The sequence below is a fragment of the Streptomyces sp. NPDC031100 genome (assembly GCF_055570785.1).
In genome coordinates this window covers 323,154-344,769 of record NZ_JBVIGN010000001.1, presented here as the reverse complement: position 1 = coordinate 344,769, position 21,616 = coordinate 323,154, and the positions used below count along the sequence as shown (strand labels likewise).

The following is a 21,616-nucleotide window of genomic DNA, read 5'->3' as shown; positions in this document are numbered from 1 at the left end:
ACTTGTGAGCCACCTGTGTCGTACACCCGTTCATGCCCGCTGAGTGACGCCCGGAACACTAGACGTGAAGGTGATCTTCCGGCTTCCGGCCACGTTCTGTATCAGCCATTGATACGCGCCAACAGCCCCCGACCCCGGTCTGAGAGAATTGGAACCGTGATCTCCCGAATCGATCTGCGCGGCGACGCCCTTCCCGAGGGCCCCGCCCTGCGCGACCTGCTGCCCCGAGCCGACTTCGACGTATCGGCCGCCCTGGAGAAGGTGCGTCCGATCTGCGAGGCCGTGCATCATCGGGGCGACGCGGCGCTGATCGACTTCGCCGAGAAGTTCGACGGAGTACGGCTGGAATCCGTCCGTGTCCCGGCCCAGGCGCTCACCGACGCGCTCGAGGCGCTCGACCCGGCCGTGCGCGCGGCCCTGGAGGAGTCCATCCGCCGCGCCCGTCTGGTCCACCGTGAGCAGCGCCGTACGACGCACACCACCCAGGTCGTGCCCGGCGGGTCCGTGACCGAGAAGTGGGTGCCGGTGGAGCGTGTCGGGCTCTACGCGCCCGGCGGCCGCTCGGTCTACCCGTCCTCCGTGATCATGAACGTGGTGCCCGCGCAGGAGGCCGGCGTCGAGTCGATCGCGCTCGCCTCGCCCGCGCAGGCCGAGTTCGGTGGACTGCCGCACCCGACGATCCTCGCCGCGTGCGCCCTGCTCGGCGTGGACGAGGTCTACGCGGCCGGCGGCGCCACCGCCGTCGCGATGTTCGCCTACGGCACCGAGTCCTGCCCGCCCGCGAACATGGTCACGGGCCCCGGCAACATCTGGGTCGCCGCCGCCAAGCGCTTCTTCACCGGCAAGATCGGCATCGACGCCGAGGCCGGTCCCACCGAGATCGCGGTCCTCGCGGACGACACCGCCGACCCGGTGCACGTGGCCTCGGACCTGATCAGCCAGGCCGAGCACGACCCGCTCGCGGCGGCCGTCCTGGTCACCGACTCGGCCGAGCTGGCCGACGCGGTGGAGAAGGAGCTGGAGCCGCAGGTCGCGGCCACCAAGCACGTCGACGACCGGATCCGTCCGGCCCTCGCCGGCCGGCAGTCCGCGATCGTGCTGGTCGACGGCATCGAGGAGGGCCTCAGGGTGGTCGACGCGTACGGCGCCGAGCACCTGGAGATCCAGACCGCCCAGGCTGCCGACGTGGCCGACCGCGTGAAGAACGCCGGCGCGATCTTCATCGGTCCCTGGGCGCCGGTCTCGCTCGGCGACTACGCGGCCGGGTCCAACCATGTCCTGCCCACCGGCGGCTGCGCCTGCCACTCCTCCGGGCTGTCCGTCCAGTCCTTCCTGCGCGGCATCCACATCGTGGACTACACGAAGGACGCGCTGGCCGAGGTAGCCCACCACGTGGTGACGCTGGCGGAGGCGGAGGACCTGCCCGCGCACGGCGCGGCGATCAAGGCAAGGTTCGGGTGGAAGGTACCGACGAGCAAGTGAGCTTCGGAATCGACGATCTCCCCGTACGGGACGAGCTGCGCGGCAAGTCCCCCTACGGCGCGCCCCAACTGGACGTCCCCGTACGGCTGAACACGAACGAGAACCCGTACCCGCTGCCCGAGCCGCTGGTCGAGCGGATCGCGGAGCGGGTGCGCGAGGCCGCCCGGAACCTGAACCGCTACCCCGACCGGGACGCGGTCCAGCTGCGCACCGAGCTGGCCGAGTACCTGACGAGGACGGGCAAGTACCCGCTCGGCACCGAGAACGTGTGGGCCGCCAACGGCTCCAACGAGGTCATCCAGCAGCTGCTGCAGACCTTCGGCGGCCCTGGCCGTACGGCCATCGGCTTCGAGCCGTCGTACTCGATGCACGCGCTCATCGCGCGCGGCACCGGCACGGGCTGGATCTCCGGCCCGCGTGCCGAGGACTTCACGATCGACCTGGCCGCGGCCGAACAGGCGATCGCCGAGCACAAGCCGGACGTCGTCTTCATCACCACCCCCAACAACCCCACCGGCAACGCGGTCCCGCCCGAGACGGTCCTCGCGCTGTACGACGCGGCCCAGGCGGCGGGGCCGTCGATGGTGGTCGTGGACGAGGCCTACATCGAGTTCAGCCACGGCGACTCGCTGCTGCCGCTGCTGGAGGGCCGGCCGAACCTGGTCGTCTCCCGCACCATGTCGAAGGCGTTCGGCGCCGCCGGACTGCGCCTCGGCTACCTCGCCGCGCACCCCGCGGTCGTGGACGCCGTCCAGCTCGTCCGGCTGCCGTACCACCTTTCGGCGATCACCCAGGCGACCGCCCTGGCCGCCCTGGAGCACACCGACACGCTGCTGAAGTACGTCGAGCAGCTGAAGTCGGAGCGGGACCGGCTGCTCGCCGAGCTGCGCGCGATCGGCTACGACGTCGTCGCGTCCGACGCCAACTTCGTGCAGTTCGGCCGGTTCGAGAGCGCCCACGAGGCCTGGCAGAAGATCCTCGACCGAGGCGTCCTGGTCCGGGACAACGGCGTACCGGGATGGCTGCGGGTGTCCGCCGGAACCCCCGAGGAGAACGACGCGTTCCTGGACGCGGTACGTGAGCTGAAGAAGGAGCTTGAGGCATGAGCCGCGTTGGACGCGTGGAGCGCACCACCAAGGAGACCTCGGTGCTCGTCGAGATAGACCTCGACGGCACCGGGCGGACCGACATCGCCACCGGCGTCGGCTTCTACGACCACATGCTCGACCAGCTCGGCCGGCACGGTCTGTTCGACCTGACCGTGAAGACCGACGGCGACCTGCACATCGACTCCCACCACACCATCGAGGACACCGCCCTCGCGCTCGGCGCCGCCTTCAAGCAGGCCCTCGGCGACAAGGTGGGGATCTACCGCTTCGGCAACTGCACGGTCCCGCTGGACGAGTCCCTCGCCCAGGTCACCGTCGACCTGTCCGGCCGCCCCTACCTCGTGCACACCGAGCCCGAGAACATGGCGCCGATGATCGGTGAGTACGACACGACGATGACCCGGCACATCCTGGAGTCCTTCGTCGCCCAGGCGCAGATCGCGCTGCACGTGCACGTGCCCTACGGGCGCAACGCGCACCACATCGTGGAGTGCCAGTTCAAGGCGCTCGCCCGGGCCCTGCGCTACGCCAGCGAGCGCGACCCGCGCGCGGCCGGCATCCTCCCCTCCACGAAGGGCGCGCTGTAACCCATGAACGGTCTGTCCACGGTCCTGATCGTCGTCGGCCTCTTCCTCGTCGGCGGCATCATTTCCTTCGTCAAGCAGAAGATGCCCACGAGCCTGATCGTGCTGCTCTCCATCGGCGCGGCCATGTGCCTCGTCGCGGGCGTCCTGCGGCTGGAGGTGTGGAATTGAGCGCTTCCAAGCGAGTAGTCGTCTTTGACTACGGCTTCGGCAACGTCCGCTCCGCCGAACGCGCCCTCGCGCGCGTGGGAGCCGACGTCGAGATCACGCGCGACTTCGACCAGGCGATGAACGCCGACGGCCTGCTGGTCCCGGGCGTCGGCGCCTTCGCCGCCTGTATGCAGGGGCTGCGCGGGGCCCGCGGTGACTGGATCATCGACCGCCGGCTGTCCGGCGGGCGCCCGGTGATGGGCATCTGCGTCGGCATGCAGATCCTTTTCGCGCGCGGCATCGAGCACGGCGTGGAGGCCGAGGGCCTGGACGAGTGGCCCGGCACGGTGGAGCCGCTCCAGGCCGACATCGTGCCCCACATGGGCTGGAACACCGTCGACGCCCCGGCCGACTCGGAGCTGTTCGCCGGCCTGGACGCGGACGCCCGCTTCTACTTCGTGCACTCCTACGCGGTCCACGACTGGGCCCTGGAGGTCCACAACCCGCTGATCGCGGCCCCCAAGGTCACCTGGTCGACCCACGGCAAGCCGTTCGTGGCGGCCGTGGAGAACGGCGCCCTGTGGGCCACCCAGTTCCACCCCGAGAAGTCCGGCGACGCCGGCGCCCAGCTCCTCACCAACTGGATCGGAACCCTGTAGACCATGGCCAAGCTCGAACTCCTCCCCGCCGTCGACGTCCGCGACGGCCAGGCCGTCCGCCTCGTGCACGGCGAGTCCGGGACCGAGACCTCCTACGGCTCCCCGCTGGAGGCCGCCCTCGCCTGGCAGCGCTCCGGCGCCGAGTGGCTGCACCTGGTCGACCTGGACGCGGCCTTCGGCACCGGCGACAACCGCGAGCTGATCGCCGAGGTCGCCAGGGCGATGGACATCAAGGTGGAGCTGTCCGGCGGCATCCGCGACGACGCTTCTCTGGCGGCCGCCCTGGCCACCGGCTGCACCCGGGTGAACCTCGGCACCGCCGCCCTGGAGACCCCCGAGTGGGTCGCCAAGGTCATCGCCGAGCACGGCGACAAGATCGCGGTCGGCCTGGACGTGCGCGGCACGACCCTGCGCGGCCGCGGCTGGACCCGCGACGGCGGCGACCTCTACGAGACGCTGGAGCGCCTCGACAAGGAGGGCTGCGCGCGCTACGTCGTCACCGACATCGCCAAGGACGGCACCCTCCAGGGCCCGAACCTGGAGCTGCTGAAGAACGTCTGCGCCGCGACCGACCGCCCGGTCGTGGCCTCCGGCGGCGTGTCGTCGCTGGACGACCTCCGCGCGATCGCCGAGCTGGTACCCCTCGGTGTCGAGGGGTCCATCGTCGGGAAGGCCCTGTACGCCAAGGCGTTCACCTTGGAAGAAGCACTGGAGGCAGTGTCGTCATGACGTCCGATGCCGTGCGGCGCGTGCAGAGCGGAAGTCCCTGGGAGGAGAGCTTCGGGTTCGCGCGCGCCGTGGCGGCGGGTGACCGGGTGCTGGTGGCGGGTACGACGTCCTTCCGCGGCCGTGTGCTGTACGGGGAGGGCGACCCGTACGAGCAGGCCAAGGTGGCGTTCACCAGCGCACTGGAGGCGATCGCGGAGTTCGGGCTCGGTATCGAGTCCGTGATCCGCACGCGGATGTACCTGACCCATGCGCGGGACGTCGACGAGGCGGGCCGGGCCCACAAGGACCTCTTCGACGCGGTGCGGCCCGCTTCCACCCTGCTGGTCGTGGAGGGCTTCGTCGACCCGCGCATCCTGGTCGAAGTGGAACTAGAGGCATTCAGAGGAGCCGTGAACTCATGACCCTGGCGGTCCGAGTCATCCCCTGCCTGGACGTGGACAACGGCCGGGTCGTCAAGGGCGTCAACTTCCAGAACCTGCGCGACGCGGGCGACCCCGTCGAGATGGCCAAGGTGTACGACGCCGAGGGCGCCGACGAGCTGACGTTCCTGGACATCACCGCGTCCTCCGGCAACCGGGAGACGACGTACGACGTGGTGCGCCGCACCGCGGAGCAGGTGTTCATCCCGCTGACGGTCGGCGGCGGCGTCCGCACGGCCGAGGACGTGGACAAGCTGCTGCGGGCCGGCGCGGACAAGGTGGGCGTGAACACGGCCGCGATCGCCCGCCCCGACCTGATCCGCGAGATCGCCGAGCGCTTCGGCCGCCAGGTACTGGTGCTGTCGGTGGACGCGCGCCGCACCGAGTCGGGTTCGTTCGAGGTGACCACGCACGGCGGCCGCCGCGGCACCGGCATCGACGCCGTCGAGTGGGCGCACCGGGCCGCGGACCTGGGCGCGGGCGAGATCCTGCTCAACTCCATGGACGCGGACGGCACCAAGGACGGCTACGACCTGGAGATGATCGCGGCCGTCCGCAAGCACGTCACGGTCCCGGTGATCGCCTCGGGCGGCGCGGGCAAGCTGGCGGACTTCCCGCCGGCCATCGAGGCGGGCGCGGACGCGGTCCTCGCGGCGTCGGTGTTCCACTTCGGGGATCTGCGCATCGGCGAGGTGAAGCAGACGCTGCGGGAGGCGGGGCATCCCGTTCGCTAGTGCCCCGTCGCGACGGGGCGAACGTTGCCTGTTGGGGCACTGGTTCGAGGCGTCATGCAGGTCAGCCGTGGTGCGGCTTGGGCTGTGTCAGCTGGATCAGGTTGCCGACCGTGTCGTCCAGCACGGCCGCGATCACCGGACCCTGCTCCTGCGGCTCGTGCGTGAAGCGCACACCGCGGTTCACCAGCCGCTTGTACTCCGCCTGGATGTCGTCCACCGAGAAGACGATGCACGGGATCCCCGCCTCGTACAGGGCCCGGCGGTACGGCTCCGCGATGGGCCCGCTGCCGGGCTCCAGCAGCAACTGGAGGTCGCGCTGGGCCCCGCCCGGCGCGCCGACCGTGACGAACAGCGTGCCGTCGCCCAGGTCCAGATGAGTGCGCGTCTCGAAGCCGAGGACGTCCGTGTAGAAGGCGTGCGCCTTCGCCACGTCGTCCACGAACACACCGGTCATCGCGACCTTGATCATGAGGCGCCTCTCAGATGCCCAACTGCTTCGACTCGTGCAGCTTGGCGATCGCGTTCTCGTCGCCCTCCAGCTCGACCTTCGCCGCGCTCTGCCGGCCGAACGCGAACATCAGCAGCTCCGACGGCTCGCCCGTCACCGTCACCACGGGCGTGCCCCGGTGGGCGACGGCCGTCTGGCCGTCCGGACGCCTGAGGACCACACCCGTCGGCGCCCCCCGGCCCACCAGGCGGGCGGTGCGCTCCAGACGGGACCACAGCGACTCCTGGAAGACGGGGTCGAGCTCGCGCGGCGTCCAGTCCGGCTGGGCACGGCGGACGTCCTCCGTGTGGACGTAGAACTCCACGATGTTGGCTGCCTCGTCGATCTGCTTGAGCTGGAAGGGCGAGAAACGCGGCGGGCCGGTACGGATCAGCTGGATCAGCTCCTCGTACGGCTTCGCGGCGTACTCGGCCATCACCTTCTCCAGCCGCGGCGCGAGCTGCTTGATCAGCGTGCCCCCGGCCGCGTCCGGCCGCCGCTCCCGCACCACCACGTGCGCGGCGAGATCGCGGGTCCGCCATCCCTCGCAGAGGGTCGGGGCGTCCGGCCCGGTGGTCTCCAAGAGGTCGGCGAGCAGAAGCCGTTCACGCTGGGCGAAGGTCGACATACGGTCAGCCTACGACCACACAGTGGGTCCGCCCACCCGTCGCCCGACCGCCACCGCGTTCAATCACTGGACACGGACCGTCACTGTCAGTGCCGCGCGGCACAATGGCACCCATGACCAGTACGCCTCCGCCCAGCAGCCTGGACCCCGAGATCGCCGCGCGCCTGAAGCGCAGCCCCGACGGACTCCTCCCGGCCATCGCCCAGCAGTACGACACCGGTGAGGTGCTGATGCTCGGCTGGATGGACGACGAGGCGCTGCACCGCACGCTCACCACGGGCCGCTGCACCTACTGGTCGCGCAGCCGCCAGGAGTACTGGGTCAAGGGCGACACCTCGGGCCACGTCCAGTGGGTGAAGTCGGTCGCCCTGGACTGCGACGCCGACACCGTGCTGGTGAAGGTCGACCAGGTGGGTGCCGCCTGCCACACCGGCGACCGCACCTGCTTCGACGCGGACGTGCTGTTCAAGGACGCCGATTCCGGCGTACCGGCCACGGATCAGTAAGGTCAGCCGCCATGGACCTCGAGACCTTCCGCAAGCTCGCCACCGACCGGCGCGTCATCCCGGTCACGCGCAAGCTCCTCGCCGACGGCGACACCCCGGTCGCGCTCTACCGCAAGCTCGCCGCCGAGCGCACCGGCACCTTCCTGCTGGAGTCCGCGGAGAACGGCCGCTCCTGGTCCCGCTACTCCTTCGTGGGCGTGCGCTCGGACGCGACCCTCACCGCCCGGGACGGCGAGGCCCACTGGCTCGGCAGCCCGCCCGTGGGCGTGCCCACCTCCGGCGATCCGCTCGCCGCCCTGCGCGCCACCCTCCAGGCCCTGCACACCCCGCACCAGGAGGGCCTGCCGCCCTTCACCGGCGGCATGGTCGGCTACCTCGGCTACGACATCGTCCGCCGCCTGGAGAAGATCGGCCCCGGCGAACGCGACGACCTGCAGCTGCCCGAGCTGACCATGCTCCTCACCAGCGACCTCGCCGTCATGGACCACTGGGAGGGCTCGGTCCTGCTGATCGCCAACGCGATCAACCACAACGACCTCGACACGGGCGTCGACGAGGCCTACGCGGACGCCGTGGCCCGCCTGGACGCCATGGAGGCGGACCTCTCCCGCCCGGTCGCCCAGCCCCCGGCCCACCTCCCGCCCTCCGAACTGCCCGAGTACACCGCCCTGTGGGGCGGCCCCGACTTCCAGGCGGCCGTGGAGGACGTCAAGGAGCGCATCCGCGCGGGCGAGGCCTTCCAGGTCGTGCCCTCCCAGCGCTTCGAGACCCCGCTCACGGCGAGCGCCCTGGACGTGTACCGGGTCCTGCGGGCGACCAACCCGTCGCCGTACATGTACCTCTTCCGCTTCGACGGCTTCGACGTCGTCGGCTCGTCCCCCGAGGCGCTGGTCAAGGTGGAGGACGGGCGCGCGATGGTCCACCCCATCGCCGGCACCCGGCACCGCGGCGCCACCCCGCAGGAGGACCAGGCCCTCGCCGAGGAGCTGCTCGCCGACCCCAAGGAGCGCGCCGAGCACCTGATGCTGGTCGACCTCGGGCGCAACGACCTCGGCCGGGTCTGCGAACCCGGCTCGGTGGAGGTCGTGGACTTCATGTCCATCGAGCGCTACTCGCACGTCATGCACATCGTGTCCACGGTCACCGGCAGGGTCGCGCAGGGCCGTACGGCCTTCGACGTGCTGACGGCCTGCTTCCCGGCGGGCACCCTCTCCGGCGCCCCCAAGCCCCGCGCCATGCAGATCATCGACGAACTCGAACCCTCCCGGCGCGGCCTGTACGGCGGCTGCGTCGGCTACCTCGACTTCGCCGGCGACTCCGACACGGCCATCGCCATCCGTACGGCCCTGCTCCGGGACGGCACGGCCTATGTGCAGGCCGGCGCGGGCATCGTCGCCGACTCCGACCCGGTCGCCGAGGACCAGGAGTGCCGCAACAAGGCGGCGGCGGTCCTGCGGGCGGTGCACACGGCCAACCGCCTCGAAAGGGCCTGACCGGCCTGAGATGAACCCCGGGTGAGGGTTCGCCCGGGGTTAAGGCGATAGTGGAGTACATGACTGCCGTCCCTCACCCTCCCTCCGAAGCGGCCGGACCCGCCCGGTCCGGCCGGCGGAGCCTTGCCCTCGCCCTGCTGTGCGGTGCGCTCGGCGCGGCCGTGACGCTGCTCGCGACCCGGCAGCGCTGGTCGGAGGGCACCGCCACGGTGGCCGGCGGAGCGTTCCCGCTGACCGCCAAGGGCAGCGACGTCACGGGCGTCCCGGCGGCCCTCGCCATAGTGGGCCTCGCCGCGCTCGTCGCCGTCTTCGCCGTCCGCAAGGCCGGCCGCCACATCGTCGCCGCCCTGCTGGCGCTCTCCGGCGCGGGCATCGTCGCCGCCGCCCTCGTGGAGGGCTCCGACAGCTCCGCGCTGGACGAGAAGGCCGCGCAGGCCACCGGCGACGCCTCGGCCACGGTCCACTCCCTCAGCCACACCGGCTGGCCGTACGTGGCGGCCGTCGGCGGTGTGCTGATCCTGCTCGCCGGGCTGCTCGCCCTGCGCTACGGCCGCCTGTGGCCCGCCATGTCCGGCCGCTACGAGCGCGGGGCCGACCGCCCGCGGCGCAGGGCCCGCCCGGCGGACCCCGAGCGTCCCGAGGAGATCTGGAAGGCCCTGGACCGCGGCGAGGACCCGACCGGCGCCTGAGAGCCTGTGTCATATCCCCGGCCGGGCGCGCGGCGTCTGGCACGCACTCCCCCACTGCCTTAAGGGCGTGGGGGGGACCCCCAGCCGCGTTGCCGAACCACCCACGTGGCTCCTCGCCCACGCTCGGCTTCGCTCGCGCGGGGGCACCCCCATCGAGGGCGCTCCGGCGCCTTGCGATCGCACGCACCAGACGCCGCGCGCTGATCCGACCGGGGATATGACACAGGCTCTGAGCCGTACCCCGTTGATCTTCGCCGGATGTGGCGAACCAGACGCCACCCCCACGTCCGCCGCGCGTGCGCGTACGGGACAATGGACGACGAGCGTCCGGCTCGGACTAGGACATACAGCAACGAGGAGCAAGTCATGGCGGGCAGCAGCCACGGTCACACCCCGGCCGCCTGGACCGGCGTCACCATCGCCTTCATCGGTTTCTGCGTAGCGGGCGCCTTCATGGTGATGGCCCAGCCGGTCGGCTTCTGGGCCGGCATGGCGATCGTGGTCCTCGGTGGCGTCGTGGGCGCCGCCATGCGCGCCATGGGCCTCGGCCAGCCGAAGCAGCAGGCACTCGCGGTCACGCACGTGGCCCCCGCCGCGACCCGCGAGCCGGCCGGCGCCGACGCCTGAGCATCACCGCGTCCCACGAGGGGCGGCCCGACCCCGCAGAGGGGACGGGCCGCCCCTCGCGCGCATGAGCGGGGCGTGCCGGGCAGAATGCCAGCGTGAACGCCGACAGCCGCAGCGCCCCGCGCACCGCCCCGACCCCGGCCCTGTGGGGCCGGCTCGCCGTCCCGGCCGGCCTGCTCGCGGCCGTTGCCGGTGCCTTCGCCTACGTCGGCACGGTCGACCCCAACGAGCCCGGCCACTACCCGGTGTGCCCCCTGTACCGCATCACCGGCCTGTACTGCCCCGGCTGCGGCGGACTGCGCAGCGCGCACGCCTTCGTCCACGGCGACTTCCTCACCGCCCTGCAGGACAACGCGGCGGGCGTGGCCGCCTACCTGGGTTTCGCCGTGCTGTGGACCGTCTGGGTGGTCCGCGCGGTGCGCGGCCGGCCGGTACGGATCGAACTAGGGCGGGTGCAGATGTGGGGCATCGGCGCGGTGCTGCTGGTGTTCACCGTCGTCCGGAACCTGCCGGGCGGCGGCCTGCTGCATCCTTGACCGTCTCGCGAATGTCCAGGTTGTGGGACCGGAAGGGCTCGGATGCGGGGCGTTCGTGGAGCTGCGGATACCATCGTTGTGACCAAGGGTTTTCACCACCCGAAGGAACAACTGGAACAACCGTCTGAAAGGGGGCCGCTCGCGTGAGTGTGCTCGACGAGATCATCGACGGAGTCCGTGCCGACCTCGCGGAGCGGCAGGCACGCGTCAGCCTCGACGAGCTCAAGGAGCGTGCGGCGAAGGCCCCGGCCGCCAAGGACGGGGTGGCCGCGCTCAAGGGCGACGGCGTCAAGGTGATCTGCGAGGTCAAGCGCTCCAGCCCCTCCAAGGGCGCGCTGGCCGCGATCGCCGACCCGGCCGGGCTCGCGGCGGACTACGAGGCAGGCGGCGCCGCCGTCATCTCGGTCCTCACCGAACAGCGCCGCTTCGGCGGCTCGCTGGCGGACCTGGAGGCCGTCCGCGCCCGCGTGGACATCCCGGTCCTGCGCAAGGACTTCATCGTCACGTCCTACCAGCTGTGGGAGGCCCGGGCGTACGGCGCCGACCTCGCGCTGCTCATCGTCGCCGCCCTGGACCAGCCGGCCCTCGAGTCGCTGATCGAGCGCGCCGTCTCCATCGGACTCACCCCGCTCGTCGAGGTGCACGACGAGGACGAGGTCGAGCGGGCCGTGGCCGCGGGCGCCAAGATCATCGGCGTCAACGCGCGCAACCTGAAGACGCTGGAGGTCGACCGCGGCACGTTCGAGCGGGTCGCCCCGGAGATCCCCGAGGGCATCGTCAAGGTCGCCGAGTCCGGCGTCCGCGGCCCGCACGACCTCATCGCCTACGCCAACGCCGGCGCCGACGCGGTCCTGGTCGGCGAGTCCCTGGTCACCGGCAAGGACCCGAAGACGGCGGTCTCCGACCTGGTCGCAGCGGGCGAGCACCCCGCACTGCGACACGGCCGGGGCTGATCACCCGCTAGGCTTGCCCCGATGACTCCGACGACCCCCGCCACGACCACGGACCGGTACGCCCGCCTGGCGCGCGGCTGCCGCCCGCGTGGCTGCCGCGCGCCCGCACGCCGGGTGCACGGCCGACGGGTGCGGTACGTCATCGGCGACGAACCGGGGCAGGTGAACGGCATGCGATGGCAGCAGCCGGCCTGTAGGGGCGCGGGGCAGAGTTGAGTATGCGGCTCCGCCGCGTGGGCGCGACCAGCCACAGTGGTCCGGCAGCCGACTGAAAATCCCCGCCCCCACGGCGATTCGTGTCTTTTCACAATCTCACCGTGAGGTTTTCGCATGCCCAGCAACTTCTTCATCCCCGACCCGGAGGGTCAAGTCCCCACCGCCGAGGGCTACTTCGGCGCGTTCGGCGGAAAGTTCATCCCGGAGGCCCTCGTCGCCGCCGTGGACGAGGTCGCCGTCGAGTACGACAAGGCCAAGGCCGACCCGGAGTTCGCCCGCGAACTCGACGACCTGATGGTCCACTACACCGGCCGCCCCAGCGCACTGACCGAGGTGCCGAGGTTCGCCGAACACGCCGGTGGTGCCCGGGTGTTCCTCAAGCGCGAGGACCTGAACCACACCGGGTCCCACAAGATCAACAACGTTCTCGGCCAGGCCCTGCTCACCAGGCGCATGGGCAAGACCCGCGTCATCGCGGAGACCGGCGCGGGCCAGCACGGCGTCGCGACGGCCACCGCCTGCGCCCTCTTCGGCCTCGACTGCACCATCTACATGGGCGAGGTCGACACCCAGCGCCAGGCCCTCAACGTGGCCCGGATGCGCATGCTCGGCGCCGAGGTCGTCGCCGTGAAGTCCGGCAGCCGCACGCTGAAGGACGCCATCAACGAGGCGTTCCGGGACTGGGTCGCCAACGTCGACCACACCCACTACCTGTTCGGGACGGTCGCCGGGCCCCACCCCTTCCCGGCGATGGTCCGCGACTTCCACCGCGTCATCGGCGTGGAGGCCCGTCGGCAGATCCTGGAGCGCGCGGGCCGGCTGCCCGACGCCGCCATCGCCTGCGTCGGCGGCGGCTCCAACGCCATCGGCCTCTTCCACGCCTTCATCCCGGACGCGTCCGTCCGCCTGATCGGCTGCGAGCCGGCCGGGCACGGCGTGGAGACCGGCGAGCACGCGGCCACCCTGACCGCGGGCGAGCCCGGCATCCTGCACGGCTCCCGGTCGTACGTCCTGCAGGACGACGAGGGCCAGATCACCGAGCCGTACTCCATCTCGGCCGGTCTGGACTACCCGGGCATCGGGCCCGAGCACTCCTACCTCAAGGACACCGGCCGCGGCGAGTACCGCGCGGTCACCGACGACGCCGCCATGCAGGCCCTGCGCCTGCTGTCGCGCACCGAGGGCATCATCCCGGCCATCGAGAGCGCCCACGCCCTCGCCGGCGCCCTGGAGGTCGGCAAGGAGCTGGGCAGGGACGGGCTGATCGTGGTCAACCTGTCCGGCCGCGGCGACAAGGACATGGACACCGCGGCACGGTACTTCGGCCTCTACGACACCGACGCCGAGGTGGCCGCCAACGAAGCCGACACCGCCGAGATCGAGGGGGACGCCAAGTGAGCGGCAACATCCAGCTGTTGACGGACACCCTCGCCGCCGCCAAGGCGGAGGGCCGGTCCGCGCTCATCGCCTACCTCCCGGCCGGCTTCCCGACCGTGGACGGCGGCATCGAGGCGATCAAGGCCGTGTTCGACGGCGGCGCCGACGTCGTCGAGGTCGGCCTGCCGCACAGCGACCCGGTCCTCGACGGCCCGGTCATCCAGACCGCCGACGACATCGCCCTGCGCGGCGGGGTCCGGATCGCGGACGTCATGCGGACGGTCCGTGAGGCCCACGAGGCCACCGGGAAGCCGGTGCTCGTGATGACGTACTGGAACCCCATCGACCGCTACGGCGTCGAGCGCTTCACCGCCGAGCTGGCCGAAGCCGGCGGCGCGGGCTGCATCCTGCCCGACCTGCCGGTCCAGGAGTCGGCCCTGTGGCGGGAGCACGCGGAGAAGCACGGTCTCGCCACCGTCTTCGTCGTCGCCCCCAGCAGCAAGGACGAGCGGCTCGCCCGGATCACCGCCGCGGGCAGCGGTTTCGTCTACGCGGCCTCGCTGATGGGCGTCACCGGCACCCGCGAGTCCGTCGGCGCGCAGGCCGAGGACCTGGTCGGGCGGACCCGGGCCACCGGCTCCCCGCTGCCGGTCTGCGTCGGCCTCGGCGTCTCCAACGCGGCCCAGGCCGCCGAGGTCGCCGGTTTCGCCGACGGTGTCATCGTCGGCTCGGCGTTCGTGAAGCGGATGCTGGACGCCCCGGACCACGCCTCGGGCATCGCAGCGGCGCGCGAGCTGGCCGGTGAGCTGGCGAAGGGCGTACGCGGACAGGCGTAGTCCGAACGGGTGGACCTCAGGCCGGGGAGGCGCGCTGCGCCTCCCCGGTTCGTTCTGGGGGTGTGAGCGAGAAGAACCGTGACGGAAAGCGCACCGCCCGCGAGCGGCTGGCGGTCGAGCGCGAGAAGCAGAAGTCCGCGGAGAAGCGACGGCGCACGCTGATCGTGAGCGCGAGCGTCGTCTGCGTCCTGGGGCTTGCGGCGGTGATCGGCGTGCTCGCCGCGAACGCGGGCAAGGAGAAGAAAAGCAGCTCGGGTCCGGTGGTGGCGCCCTCGGGCGCACAGGGCAAGGACAGCCTCGCCATCCCGGTCGGCAAGGACGGCGCCAAGGCGACGCTCACGGTCTGGGAGGACTTCCGCTGCCCGGCCTGCCAGGCCTTCGAGACGGTGTACCGGCCCACGCTCCACGAGCTGGAGGACGCGGGCAAGCTCAGAATCGAGTACCACCTGGTCCGGCTGATCGACGGCAACCTCGGCGGCACCGGCTCCCTGCGCGCGGCCAACGCCGCCGCCTGCGCCCAGGACGCCGGAAAGTTCCGCGACTACCACGACGCGCTGTACGCGAACCAGCCCAAGGAGACCGACGACGCCTTCGCGGACAACGGCAAGCTGATCCAGCTGGCCGGCAAGGTGAACGGCCTCGACACCCCGGCCTTCCAGAAGTGCGCCAAGGCAGGCACCCATGACAGCTGGGTGAACAAGTCCCACAAGGCCTTCCAGTCCGGCGGCTTCTCCGGCACGCCCACCGTGCTGTTCAACGGCAAGAACATCTACCAGGACCAGACGATGACCCCGGCGAAGCTGAAGCAGATGGTGGAGCAGGCGAACCAGGGGTAAGCATTTCTCACGTCCCCGTTATGGACCCGTTGCCGGGCCGCTTGCCGCCCCACCGGCCCGGCACGGTAGCGTCGACCTTGCCATGAACCTTGCCTACATTCCCAGCCCGTCGCACGGGGTGCTCTACCTCGGGCCCATTCCGCTGCGCGGTTACGCCTTCTGCATCATCATCGGCGTGTTCGTCGCCGTCTGGCTCGGCAACAAGCGCTGGATCGCCCGGGGCGGGCGGTCCGGCACGGTTGCCGACATCGCGGTCTGGGCTGTGCCCTTCGGCCTCGTCGGCGGCCGGCTCTACCACGTGATCACGGACTACGAGCTGTACTTCAGCGACGGCCGTGACTGGGTGGACGCCTTCAAGGTGTGGGAGGGCGGCCTGGGCATCTGGGGCGCGATCGCGCTGGGTGCGCTCGGTGCGTGGATCGGTGCGCGGCGCCGGGGCATCCCGCTGCCCGCGTACGCCGACGCCGTCGCGCCCGGCATCGCCTTCGCGCAGGCCATCGGCCGCTGGGGCAACTGGTTCAACCAGGAGCTGTACGGGCGCGAGACGCATGTCCCGTGGGCCCTGCACATCACCTCCTCCGAGGGCGGCCGGGTGCCGGGCTACTACCACCCGACCTTCCTGTACGAGTCGCTGTGGTGCATCGGTGTCGCCCTGCTGGTCATCTGGGCCGACCGCCGCTTCAAGCTGGGCCACGGCCGGGCGTTCGCCCTGTACGTCGCCGCCTACTGCGTGGGCCGCGGCTGGATCGAGTACATGCGCGTCGACGACGCCCACCACATCCTGGGCCTGCGCCTCAACGACTGGACCGCGCTGATCGTGTTCCTGCTCGCGGTGGCGTACATCGTGGTGTCGTCGAAGAAGCGGCCGGGCCGGGAGGCAGTGGTCGAGCCGGCCGCTGCCGGTGAGGTGCCTGCCGAGGGCGGCGAGCGCGAGCCGCAGGACTCCGCGGACTCGGAGCAGCCGCAGGAGGCGCCGGACTCCTCCGACTCCGCGCAGACGGAGCCCGAGCAGAGCGAGACGCAGGACCCTGCGCAGGACGAGGCCGAGTCGGCGACCAAGAAGAGCTGACGACCTGCTGCACGCCTCAGGGGCCCGCCCGGAGTTCTTCCGGGCGGGCCCCTCTGCGTACGGGACTCAGCATCTGCGCGCCAGGGACAAGGTGCGCTGCGCCGCCGCCACGACCGCCGCGTCGATGAAGCGGCCGTCGGGGAGGGCCTGGGCGCCCTCGTTCACCGCTGCCGCCTTGATGATCGTTTCCGACTCCTCGATCTCCGCCGGTGTGGGGAGGTAGGCCCGCTCGATCACCGGCAGCTGCCGCGGATGGATCGCCGCGCGGCCCAGGAAGCCGAGGGTGCGGCCACGGGCGCAGGACGCGGCCAGACCGTCCAGGTCGCGGATGTCGGGGTGGACGGACTGGGCCGGCGGTGCGAGACCTGCCGCGCGGGCGGCGACGACCACGCGGGAGCGCGGCCAGTCGAGGCCCGCGTCGGCCCGTACGCCCAGGTCGGCGCGGAGATCGGCCTCGCCCAGGGAGACGCCCCGCAGGGACGGGTGGGCGGTGGCGATGCCGTAGGCGTGCTCGATGCCCAAGGCCGATTCCAGGAGGGCGTACAGGGGGACGGGAGCGGCCTCGGCGACCTGCCTGATCTGGTCCGGGGACGTCACCTTCGGGAGCCGTAGCCCGGACAGGCCCGGCAGCGTGGCCAGGGCGGTGAGGTCGGCGGCCGCCCAGGGGCCGTCGGGTGCGTTGACGCGGACGTGGACCGCGACCGGCTGCGGTTCACGCAGGCGCTCGGCGGTGGCCGCGCGGGCGTACTCCTTGCGGTCGGGGGCGACGGCGTCCTCCAGGTCGATCACCACCACGTCGGCCCCGGCGGCCAGCGCCTTGGTCACGACCTGCGGGCGGTCGCCGGGGACGTAGAGCCAGGTGAGCGGGAACGGCGTCACAGGGCGCCCTCCTCGCGCAGGGCGCGCAGGTCGGCCGGGGTGAGACCCAGCTCGGTGAGGACCTCGTCCGTGTCGGCGCCGTGCCGGCGGCCGGCCCAGCGGATCGCGCCGGGCGTGGCCGACAGCCGGAACAGGACGTTCTGCATGCGCAGCGGCCCCAGCTCCGGGTCGGCGACGGTGGTGACCGTGTCGAGGGCCTGGTACTGGGGGTCCGCCAGGACATCCCGTACGTCCTGGACCGGCGCGATGGCCGCGTCCGCCTTCTCGAAGGCCGCCAGGACCTCGGCGCGGCCGCGGGCCGCGATCCAGGAGCCCACCGCCTCGTCCAGCACGTCGGCGTGCGCGGCCCGGCTCGCGCCCGTGGCGAACCACGGCTCCTCGATCAGCTCAGGGCGGCCCACCAGCCGCAGCACCCGCTCCGCCACCGACTGCGCGGAGGTGGAGACGGCGACCCAGAGGCCGTCGGCGGTCCGGTAGGTGTTGCGCGGGGCGTTGTTCGCGGACCGGTTGCCAGTGCGTTCCTGCACATGGCCGAGCTGGTCGTACCAGGTGGTCTGGGGGCCGAGGACGGCGAGGATCGGTTCGATGATCGCCATGTCCACGACCTGCCCCTCGCCGGTCCGGTCACGGGCGGCCAGGGCGGTCAGCACGCCGTACGCCGTGGCCAGGCCCGCGACCGAGTCCGCGAGGCCGAACGGTGGGAGCGTGGGCGGCGCGTCCGGCTCGCCGGTGAGGGCCGCGAAGCCGCTCATCGCCTCGGCGAGGGTGCCGAAGCCGGGCCGGTGCGCATACGGGCCGAACTGGCCGAAGGCCGTGACCCGGGTGAGGACCAGCCGCCGGTTCGCGGCGGACAGCTCCGTCCAGCCCAGGCCCCACTTCTCCAGGGTGCCCGGGCGGAAGTTCTCGATCACCACGTCGGCGGTGGCGGCGAGCCGGAGCAGGGTCGCGCGGCCGCCGGGTGTGGACAGGTCGAGGGTGATGGCGCGCTTGTTGCGGCCCAGCACCTTCCACCACAGGCCGATGCCGTGCTTCGCCGGCCCGTGCCCCCGGACCGGGTCGGGCCGGTGCGGATGCTCGACCTTGATCACCTCGGCGCCGAAGTCGCCGAGCAGGGTGGCGGCCATCGGGCCGGCGAACAGGGTGGCCAGGTCGAGGACCCGCAGGCCGTCGAGGGGCTGCGGGGTGTTCACGGGAGTACTCATGCCGTGTACTGCGCCTCGATCTCCGGGCGGTACGGCATCGACGCCGATGCCCCCTCCCGCTGCACCGACAGGGCGGCCGCGGCGGCCGCCCAGGACAGGGCCTCGCGCACCGGTTTCTCCTCGGCGAGGGCCACCGCGAGCGCGCCGACGAAGGTGTCGCCCGCCCCGGTGGAGTCGACGGCCTTCACCTGGGGCGCGGGCACCACCAGCGGTTCGGCGCCCCGGGCCAGGTACAGGCTGCCGGTCGCGCCCAGCGTGACGACGACCTCCGGGACCAGGTCGAGCAGGGCGGCGGCCGCCTCCCGCGGGTCGGTGCGGCCGGTGAGGGTGACCGCCTCGTACTCGTTGGGGACCAGCAGGTCGGTCGCGGCGAGGAGTTCGCGCGGGAGCGGCTGGGCCGGGGCGGGGGTGAGCACCGTACGGACGCCGTGCCGGCGGGCGGCCTGCGCACCGGCGACGACCGCGGCCAGCGGGATCTCCAGCTGGAGCAGCAGCGCGTCGGCGGAGGCGAGGACGCCCTCGTCACCGGGCACGAGGTGGTCGACGGTGCCGTTCGCGCCGGGGATGACGACGATGGAATTGCCGCCCTCGTCGTCCACGACGATGTGCGCGGTGCCGGACGGGCCCTCGACCGTGCGCAGGAAGTCGGTGTCCACGCCGGAGTGTTCGAGGGTGTCGCGCAGGCGCACGCCGAAGGCGTCGTTGCCGACGGCGCCGATCATCGAGACCGTGGCGCCGGCGCGGGCCGCGGCGATCGCCTGGTTGGCGCCCTTGCCGCCGGGGATCGTACGGAACTCCCGCCCGGTCACGGTCTCGCCGCGCTGGGGGGCCTTGGTGACGTAGGTGACGAGGTCCATGTTCGTGCTGCCGAGGACGGCGATGTGGGTCATGGTCGGGTCGCCTCCAGGTGCGTGAGGTGGGCGAGGGTGTCGAAGCCGGTGCCGTCGAAGTCGGCGACGGTGGTGGCGAGCCGGTTCTTCAGCGGGGCCCGCCAGCGGTCGGGGAGCGCGCCCGGGGAGCCGGCGAGGAGCCCGGCGATGCTGCCGGCGGTCGCTCCGGCCGAGTCGGTGTCCCAGCCGCCGGACACGGCACGGCAGACGGAGCCGGTGAAGTCGCCGTCGGCGTGGGTGAGGGCGGCGACGATCAGGGCGGTGTTGGGAATCGCGTGGACCCAGTGGTGGGTGGCGGAGTAGGTGGCGTGGAGTTCGTCCACGACGTCGTCGAAGTCCTTGTGCGTCCTGGCCGACCGGAGGGCGTGGTCGATCGCCCGTGCCAGGCGGGAGCGGGGCGGGACCACCGTGCGGCCGGTGTCCAGGCAGGCGTGGACGTCCTGGCTGCCGGTGGCCGCGGCGGCGAGGGTGGCGGCGGTGAACATCGCCGCGTAGACGCCGTTGGCGGTGTGGGTGAGGAGCGCGTCGCGGTGGGCCTGCTCGGCGGCGGCCCCGGGGTCGCCGGGGTGGGTCCAGCCGTGCACGTCGGCGCGGATCAGGGCGCCGATCCATTCGCGGAACGGGTTGCGGTGGCGGGCGGTGTGCGGGGGTTCGATGCCGGTGAGGAGGTTGCGGAAGGCGATGCGTTCGGCGGTGAAGGCGCGGCCGGGCGGGAGTTCGTCCAGCCAGAGCTGTGCCACGTCGGTGGTGGTGAAGGCCTTTCCGTGGCGCTGGAGCAGGAGGAGGTTGAGGAGGGGGTAGTTGAGGTCGTCGTCCTCGGGCATGCCGTCGATGTTCTCGGCGAGGGAGGTCGTGGCGGAGCGGCGGTTCCAGGGGTACTGGGCGAGGAGGTCCTCGGGGACGCCTTGGGCCGTGAACCAGGTGGAGAGGGGCCGGTTGCCGGTTGCCTCGGCGAGGGCGCGGATGCCGTCCAGGGGGAGCTTTTCGACGGGTTTGCCGAGGAGGCAGCCGATGGCTCGGCCCAGCCAGGAGGCTTCGAGGGCGAGGGGCGAGCCGGAGGCGTCGTGCCGGGCCGGCCAGTCCGGGCAGGCCGCCTTGATCTTCCCGAGTTCTGTCGGCTCGTCCTCTGCCAACGTGCCCGGGAGGTCGGCCAGTTCGTCCAGCAGGTCCTCGGCCAGGAGACGCAGGTAGCGGGACGCCCGGCCCGGTGAGGCACCCGCCCGCTCCGGGGCCTCCATGCCTCCGGCCGCCCGCCACCTCGCCTCGATCCGCGACGGCTCGCGGCCGTCCAGGCGGGCCTGGCGCAGTTCGTGGCCCAGCAGGTCCTCCGGCTGGACCCAGGTCAGTCGGAGCATGCCGTGCCTCCGAGCGCCGCGAAGGCCCGCTCGTGGGCGCGTCGGCGGCGTACGTCCCGTGCGAAGATCTCGCGGGTGACCTCGGTGAGGACGCGGGCGGGCTCCCACAGGTCCAGGCGGCTCGCCTCCGCCACCGTCTTCGCCCAGTCCTCGGGCACCGGGGACCCCAGGGCACCCGCGAGCGCGCCGGCCATCGTGGCGATCGAGTCGCAGTCCCGGCCGTAGTTGACCGCGCCCAGGACCGCCTGGCGGAAGTCGCCGCCGGAGACCAGCAACATGCCGAGCGCTACGGGGAGTTCCTCGATGGAGTGCAGCCGGGAGGGGCGGCGGGCGCCGAGGGAGGGGGACCGGTAGTCGGGGCCGACGGTGTCGTACGGGGCCACCGCTTCCCGGAGCGGGACCAGGGCCGACTCGAAGTCGCCGTGGCGGCGCGCCACTTCGCAGACCTTCTCGATCGCCGTGCGCGTGCCGTCCTTCGCCAGGGACAGACAGGCGGCCACCACCGAGTCCGGGGTCGCGCCGGGTGTGGTGGCGGCGGCGACCGCCGCGGCGAAGACTCCGGCGGCCTCACGGCCGTACGACGACTGGTGCGCGCCCGCGATGTCCAGCGCCTCGGCGTACGCCCCGGCCGGGTCGGCCGCGTTGACCAGGCCGACGGGGGCCATGTACATCGCCGCGCCGCAGTTGACGATGTTGCCGACGCCCGCTTCCCGGGGGTCCACATGGCCGTACGCCAGCCGTGCCACGAGCCACTTCTCGGCGAGGAAGACGCGGTGCAGCGGCAGCGCCTCGGCCTCCAGTTCCGGGATCCAGCGCGGGTTCGTCATCAGGTCCGGGACCAGGTGGTCGGCGACGGCGTACGCGTCGAGGTGGTCGCGGACGCGGGCGTAGACCCGGACCAGCGCGTGGGTCATGAGGGTGTCGTCGGTGACGTGGCCGTCACCCTTGTGGTACGGGGCGATGGGGCGGGCGGTGCGCCAGTCGTCGCCGTGCCAGGGGCCGACGATGCCGTGGACGCGGCCGCCGTGGCGCTCGGTGATCTGGTCGGGGGAGTAGCCCTCGACGGGGCCGCCGAGCGCGTCGCCGACGGCGGCTCCGACCAGGGCTCCGGTGATCCGTTCGTCCAGACCGGCGTCGCGGGTTTCTTCTCCTATGGGCGTCATGCCCCGAA

At 72.2% G+C, this 21,616-nt stretch carries 26 protein-coding genes; 19 read left to right on the top strand and 7 right to left on the bottom strand.

What is annotated here, in order from left to right:
- Nucleotides 1–156: 156 nt before the first annotated feature.
- From hisD to hisF, 8 genes are read left to right on the top strand one after another with little or no spacing between them, the layout of a single operon-like run.
- Nucleotides 157–1,482 (top strand): histidinol dehydrogenase, encoded by a 1,326-nt coding sequence (gene hisD / locus ACZ5DS_RS01605; protein WP_468232867.1) that lies wholly within the window; start codon nucleotides 157–159, stop codon nucleotides 1,480–1,482.
- Nucleotides 1,479–2,588, top strand: coding sequence for a histidinol-phosphate transaminase (locus ACZ5DS_RS01600; protein ID WP_468232865.1), 1,110 nt, complete (start codon nucleotides 1,479–1,481; stop codon nucleotides 2,586–2,588). Before hisD ends, ACZ5DS_RS01600 begins: the two co-directional genes overlap by 4 nt.
- Nucleotides 2,585–3,178 carry an imidazoleglycerol-phosphate dehydratase HisB gene (gene hisB, locus ACZ5DS_RS01595; protein ID WP_030783530.1) on the top strand — a complete coding sequence of 198 codons (594 nt, stop codon included), beginning with the start codon at nucleotides 2,585–2,587 and terminating at the stop codon, nucleotides 3,176–3,178. The genes ACZ5DS_RS01600 and hisB overlap by 4 nt, the downstream gene beginning before the upstream one ends.
- 3 nt (nucleotides 3,179–3,181) lie before the next feature.
- The gene (locus tag ACZ5DS_RS01590; protein ID WP_316753704.1) at nucleotides 3,182–3,346 is read left to right on the top strand and encodes a hypothetical protein; all 165 of its coding nucleotides are present in this window, start codon (nucleotides 3,182–3,184) and stop codon (nucleotides 3,344–3,346) included.
- Complete coding sequence (hisH, locus tag ACZ5DS_RS01585) at nucleotides 3,343–3,984, top strand: imidazole glycerol phosphate synthase subunit HisH (protein WP_468232863.1); 642 nt, start codon at nucleotides 3,343–3,345, stop codon at nucleotides 3,982–3,984. Before ACZ5DS_RS01590 ends, hisH begins: the two co-directional genes overlap by 4 nt.
- Nucleotides 3,985–3,987: 3 nt before the next feature.
- Nucleotides 3,988–4,713, top strand: a complete 726-nt coding sequence (gene priA, locus ACZ5DS_RS01580; protein WP_363213572.1) for a bifunctional 1-(5-phosphoribosyl)-5-((5-phosphoribosylamino)methylideneamino)imidazole-4-carboxamide isomerase/phosphoribosylanthranilate isomerase PriA — start codon at nucleotides 3,988–3,990, stop codon at nucleotides 4,711–4,713.
- On the top strand, nucleotides 4,710–5,114 hold the full coding sequence (locus tag ACZ5DS_RS01575; RefSeq protein ID WP_468232862.1) for a RidA family protein: 405 nt from the start codon (nucleotides 4,710–4,712) through the stop codon (nucleotides 5,112–5,114). The genes priA and ACZ5DS_RS01575 overlap by 4 nt, the downstream gene beginning before the upstream one ends.
- Nucleotides 5,111–5,866: an imidazole glycerol phosphate synthase subunit HisF gene (gene hisF, locus ACZ5DS_RS01570; protein ID WP_468232860.1), complete on the top strand. Its 756-nt coding sequence runs from the start codon at nucleotides 5,111–5,113 to the stop codon at nucleotides 5,864–5,866. The genes ACZ5DS_RS01575 and hisF overlap by 4 nt, the downstream gene beginning before the upstream one ends.
- 61 nt (nucleotides 5,867–5,927) lie before the next feature.
- On the opposite strand, the gene ACZ5DS_RS01565 is transcribed toward hisF, so the two are convergent.
- A complete protein-coding gene (locus tag ACZ5DS_RS01565) occupies nucleotides 5,928–6,335 on the bottom strand; it encodes a VOC family protein (RefSeq protein ID WP_468232858.1) in 408 nt (135 codons plus the stop codon).
- A gap of 10 nt (nucleotides 6,336–6,345) precedes the next feature.
- Nucleotides 6,346–6,981, bottom strand: coding sequence for a TIGR03085 family metal-binding protein (locus tag ACZ5DS_RS01560; RefSeq protein ID WP_468232857.1), 636 nt, complete (start codon nucleotides 6,979–6,981; stop codon nucleotides 6,346–6,348).
- A 113-nt stretch (nucleotides 6,982–7,094) separates the two neighbouring features.
- On the opposite strand from ACZ5DS_RS01560, the gene hisI reads away from it, so the two are divergent.
- The 11 genes from hisI (at nucleotide 7,095) to lgt (ending at nucleotide 16,119) form a co-directional block, all read left to right on the top strand.
- Nucleotides 7,095–7,487, top strand: coding sequence for a phosphoribosyl-AMP cyclohydrolase (hisI, locus tag ACZ5DS_RS01555; RefSeq protein ID WP_468232855.1), 393 nt, complete (start codon nucleotides 7,095–7,097; stop codon nucleotides 7,485–7,487).
- Nucleotides 7,488–7,498: 11 nt separating this feature from the next.
- Entirely contained in the window at nucleotides 7,499–8,980 is a 1,482-nt protein-coding gene (locus ACZ5DS_RS01550; RefSeq protein ID WP_468232853.1) for an anthranilate synthase component I, read from the top strand.
- 59 nt (nucleotides 8,981–9,039) lie between these two features.
- Nucleotides 9,040–9,669: a TIGR02234 family membrane protein gene (locus ACZ5DS_RS01545; protein ID WP_468232852.1), complete on the top strand. Its 630-nt coding sequence runs from the start codon at nucleotides 9,040–9,042 to the stop codon at nucleotides 9,667–9,669.
- A gap of 366 nt (nucleotides 9,670–10,035) precedes the next feature.
- Nucleotides 10,036–10,296 (top strand): HGxxPAAW family protein, encoded by a 261-nt coding sequence (locus ACZ5DS_RS01540; RefSeq protein WP_468232850.1) that lies wholly within the window; start codon nucleotides 10,036–10,038, stop codon nucleotides 10,294–10,296.
- A 95-nt stretch (nucleotides 10,297–10,391) separates the two neighbouring features.
- Nucleotides 10,392–10,832 (top strand): DUF2752 domain-containing protein, encoded by a 441-nt coding sequence (locus ACZ5DS_RS01535; RefSeq protein ID WP_468232848.1) that lies wholly within the window; start codon nucleotides 10,392–10,394, stop codon nucleotides 10,830–10,832.
- Between the two features lie 143 nt (nucleotides 10,833–10,975).
- The gene (gene trpC / locus ACZ5DS_RS01530) at nucleotides 10,976–11,785 is read left to right on the top strand and encodes an indole-3-glycerol phosphate synthase TrpC (protein WP_468232846.1); all 810 of its coding nucleotides are present in this window, start codon (nucleotides 10,976–10,978) and stop codon (nucleotides 11,783–11,785) included.
- A 21-nt stretch (nucleotides 11,786–11,806) separates the two neighbouring features.
- Nucleotides 11,807–12,001 (top strand): tryptophan biosynthesis modulator TrpM, encoded by a 195-nt coding sequence (trpM, locus tag ACZ5DS_RS01525; RefSeq protein ID WP_468232844.1) that lies wholly within the window; start codon nucleotides 11,807–11,809, stop codon nucleotides 11,999–12,001.
- A 114-nt stretch (nucleotides 12,002–12,115) separates the two neighbouring features.
- Nucleotides 12,116–13,399: a tryptophan synthase subunit beta gene (gene trpB, locus ACZ5DS_RS01520; RefSeq protein WP_468232842.1), complete on the top strand. Its 1,284-nt coding sequence runs from the start codon at nucleotides 12,116–12,118 to the stop codon at nucleotides 13,397–13,399.
- A complete protein-coding gene (gene trpA / locus ACZ5DS_RS01515) occupies nucleotides 13,396–14,214 on the top strand; it encodes a tryptophan synthase subunit alpha (protein WP_468232841.1) in 819 nt (272 codons plus the stop codon). The genes trpB and trpA overlap by 4 nt, the downstream gene beginning before the upstream one ends.
- A gap of 62 nt (nucleotides 14,215–14,276) precedes the next feature.
- A complete protein-coding gene (locus ACZ5DS_RS01510) occupies nucleotides 14,277–15,050 on the top strand; it encodes a DsbA family protein (RefSeq protein WP_468232839.1) in 774 nt (257 codons plus the stop codon).
- An 82-nt stretch (nucleotides 15,051–15,132) separates the two neighbouring features.
- Complete coding sequence (gene lgt / locus ACZ5DS_RS01505) at nucleotides 15,133–16,119, top strand: prolipoprotein diacylglyceryl transferase (protein WP_468232837.1); 987 nt, start codon at nucleotides 15,133–15,135, stop codon at nucleotides 16,117–16,119.
- 66 nt (nucleotides 16,120–16,185) lie between these two features.
- Here the strand turns inward: lgt and ACZ5DS_RS01500 are convergent, their stop codons facing one another.
- The 5 genes from ACZ5DS_RS01500 to ACZ5DS_RS01480 are packed head-to-tail and all read right to left on the bottom strand — an operon-like array spanning nucleotide 16,186 to nucleotide 21,608.
- On the bottom strand, nucleotides 16,186–16,998 hold the full coding sequence (locus tag ACZ5DS_RS01500) for an HpcH/HpaI aldolase/citrate lyase family protein (protein WP_468232835.1): 813 nt from the start codon (nucleotides 16,996–16,998) through the stop codon (nucleotides 16,186–16,188).
- Nucleotides 16,995–18,200, bottom strand: coding sequence for a CaiB/BaiF CoA transferase family protein (locus ACZ5DS_RS01495; protein WP_468232833.1), 1,206 nt, complete (start codon nucleotides 18,198–18,200; stop codon nucleotides 16,995–16,997). Before ACZ5DS_RS01495 ends, ACZ5DS_RS01500 begins: the two co-directional genes overlap by 4 nt.
- The gene (rbsK, locus tag ACZ5DS_RS01490) at nucleotides 18,197–19,090 is read right to left on the bottom strand and encodes a ribokinase (RefSeq protein WP_468232831.1); all 894 of its coding nucleotides are present in this window, start codon (nucleotides 19,088–19,090) and stop codon (nucleotides 18,197–18,199) included. Before rbsK ends, ACZ5DS_RS01495 begins: the two co-directional genes overlap by 4 nt.
- Nucleotides 19,087–20,445 carry an ADP-ribosylglycohydrolase family protein gene (locus tag ACZ5DS_RS01485; RefSeq protein ID WP_468232829.1) on the bottom strand — a complete coding sequence of 453 codons (1,359 nt, stop codon included), beginning with the start codon at nucleotides 20,443–20,445 and terminating at the stop codon, nucleotides 19,087–19,089. Before ACZ5DS_RS01485 ends, rbsK begins: the two co-directional genes overlap by 4 nt.
- A complete protein-coding gene (locus ACZ5DS_RS01480; protein WP_468232827.1) occupies nucleotides 20,433–21,608 on the bottom strand; it encodes an ADP-ribosylglycohydrolase family protein in 1,176 nt (391 codons plus the stop codon). Before ACZ5DS_RS01480 ends, ACZ5DS_RS01485 begins: the two co-directional genes overlap by 13 nt.
- Between the last annotated feature and the right edge of the window lie 8 nt (nucleotides 21,609–21,616).

Bases quoted from the DNA above. Each gene is read 5' to 3' on its own strand.
- hisB (WP_030783530.1), top strand. From the start codon at position 2,585: ATGAGCCGCGTTGGACGCGTGGAGCGCACCACCAAGGAGACCTCGGTG.
- ACZ5DS_RS01590 (WP_316753704.1), top strand. From the start codon at position 3,182: ATGAACGGTCTGTCCACGGTCCTGATCGTCGTCGGCCTCTTCCTCGTC.
- priA (WP_363213572.1), top strand. From the start codon at position 3,988: ATGGCCAAGCTCGAACTCCTCCCCGCCGTCGACGTCCGCGACGGCCAG.
- ACZ5DS_RS01575 (WP_468232862.1), top strand. From the start codon at position 4,710: ATGACGTCCGATGCCGTGCGGCGCGTGCAGAGCGGAAGTCCCTGGGAG.
- hisF (WP_468232860.1), top strand. From the start codon at position 5,111: ATGACCCTGGCGGTCCGAGTCATCCCCTGCCTGGACGTGGACAACGGC.
- ACZ5DS_RS01565 (WP_468232858.1), bottom strand. From the start codon at position 6,335: ATGATCAAGGTCGCGATGACCGGTGTGTTCGTGGACGACGTGGCGAAG.
- ACZ5DS_RS01560 (WP_468232857.1), bottom strand. From the start codon at position 6,981: ATGTCGACCTTCGCCCAGCGTGAACGGCTTCTGCTCGCCGACCTCTTG.
- hisI (WP_468232855.1), top strand. From the start codon at position 7,095: ATGACCAGTACGCCTCCGCCCAGCAGCCTGGACCCCGAGATCGCCGCG.
- ACZ5DS_RS01550 (WP_468232853.1), top strand. From the start codon at position 7,499: ATGGACCTCGAGACCTTCCGCAAGCTCGCCACCGACCGGCGCGTCATC.
- ACZ5DS_RS01545 (WP_468232852.1), top strand. From the start codon at position 9,040: ATGACTGCCGTCCCTCACCCTCCCTCCGAAGCGGCCGGACCCGCCCGG.
- ACZ5DS_RS01540 (WP_468232850.1), top strand. From the start codon at position 10,036: ATGGCGGGCAGCAGCCACGGTCACACCCCGGCCGCCTGGACCGGCGTC.
- trpM (WP_468232844.1), top strand. From the start codon at position 11,807: ATGACTCCGACGACCCCCGCCACGACCACGGACCGGTACGCCCGCCTG.
- trpB (WP_468232842.1), top strand. From the start codon at position 12,116: ATGCCCAGCAACTTCTTCATCCCCGACCCGGAGGGTCAAGTCCCCACC.
- lgt (WP_468232837.1), top strand. From the start codon at position 15,133: ATGAACCTTGCCTACATTCCCAGCCCGTCGCACGGGGTGCTCTACCTC.
- ACZ5DS_RS01495 (WP_468232833.1), bottom strand. From the start codon at position 18,200: ATGAGTACTCCCGTGAACACCCCGCAGCCCCTCGACGGCCTGCGGGTC.
- rbsK (WP_468232831.1), bottom strand. From the start codon at position 19,090: ATGACCCACATCGCCGTCCTCGGCAGCACGAACATGGACCTCGTCACC.
- ACZ5DS_RS01485 (WP_468232829.1), bottom strand. From the start codon at position 20,445: ATGCTCCGACTGACCTGGGTCCAGCCGGAGGACCTGCTGGGCCACGAA.
- ACZ5DS_RS01480 (WP_468232827.1), bottom strand. From the start codon at position 21,608: ATGACGCCCATAGGAGAAGAAACCCGCGACGCCGGTCTGGACGAACGG.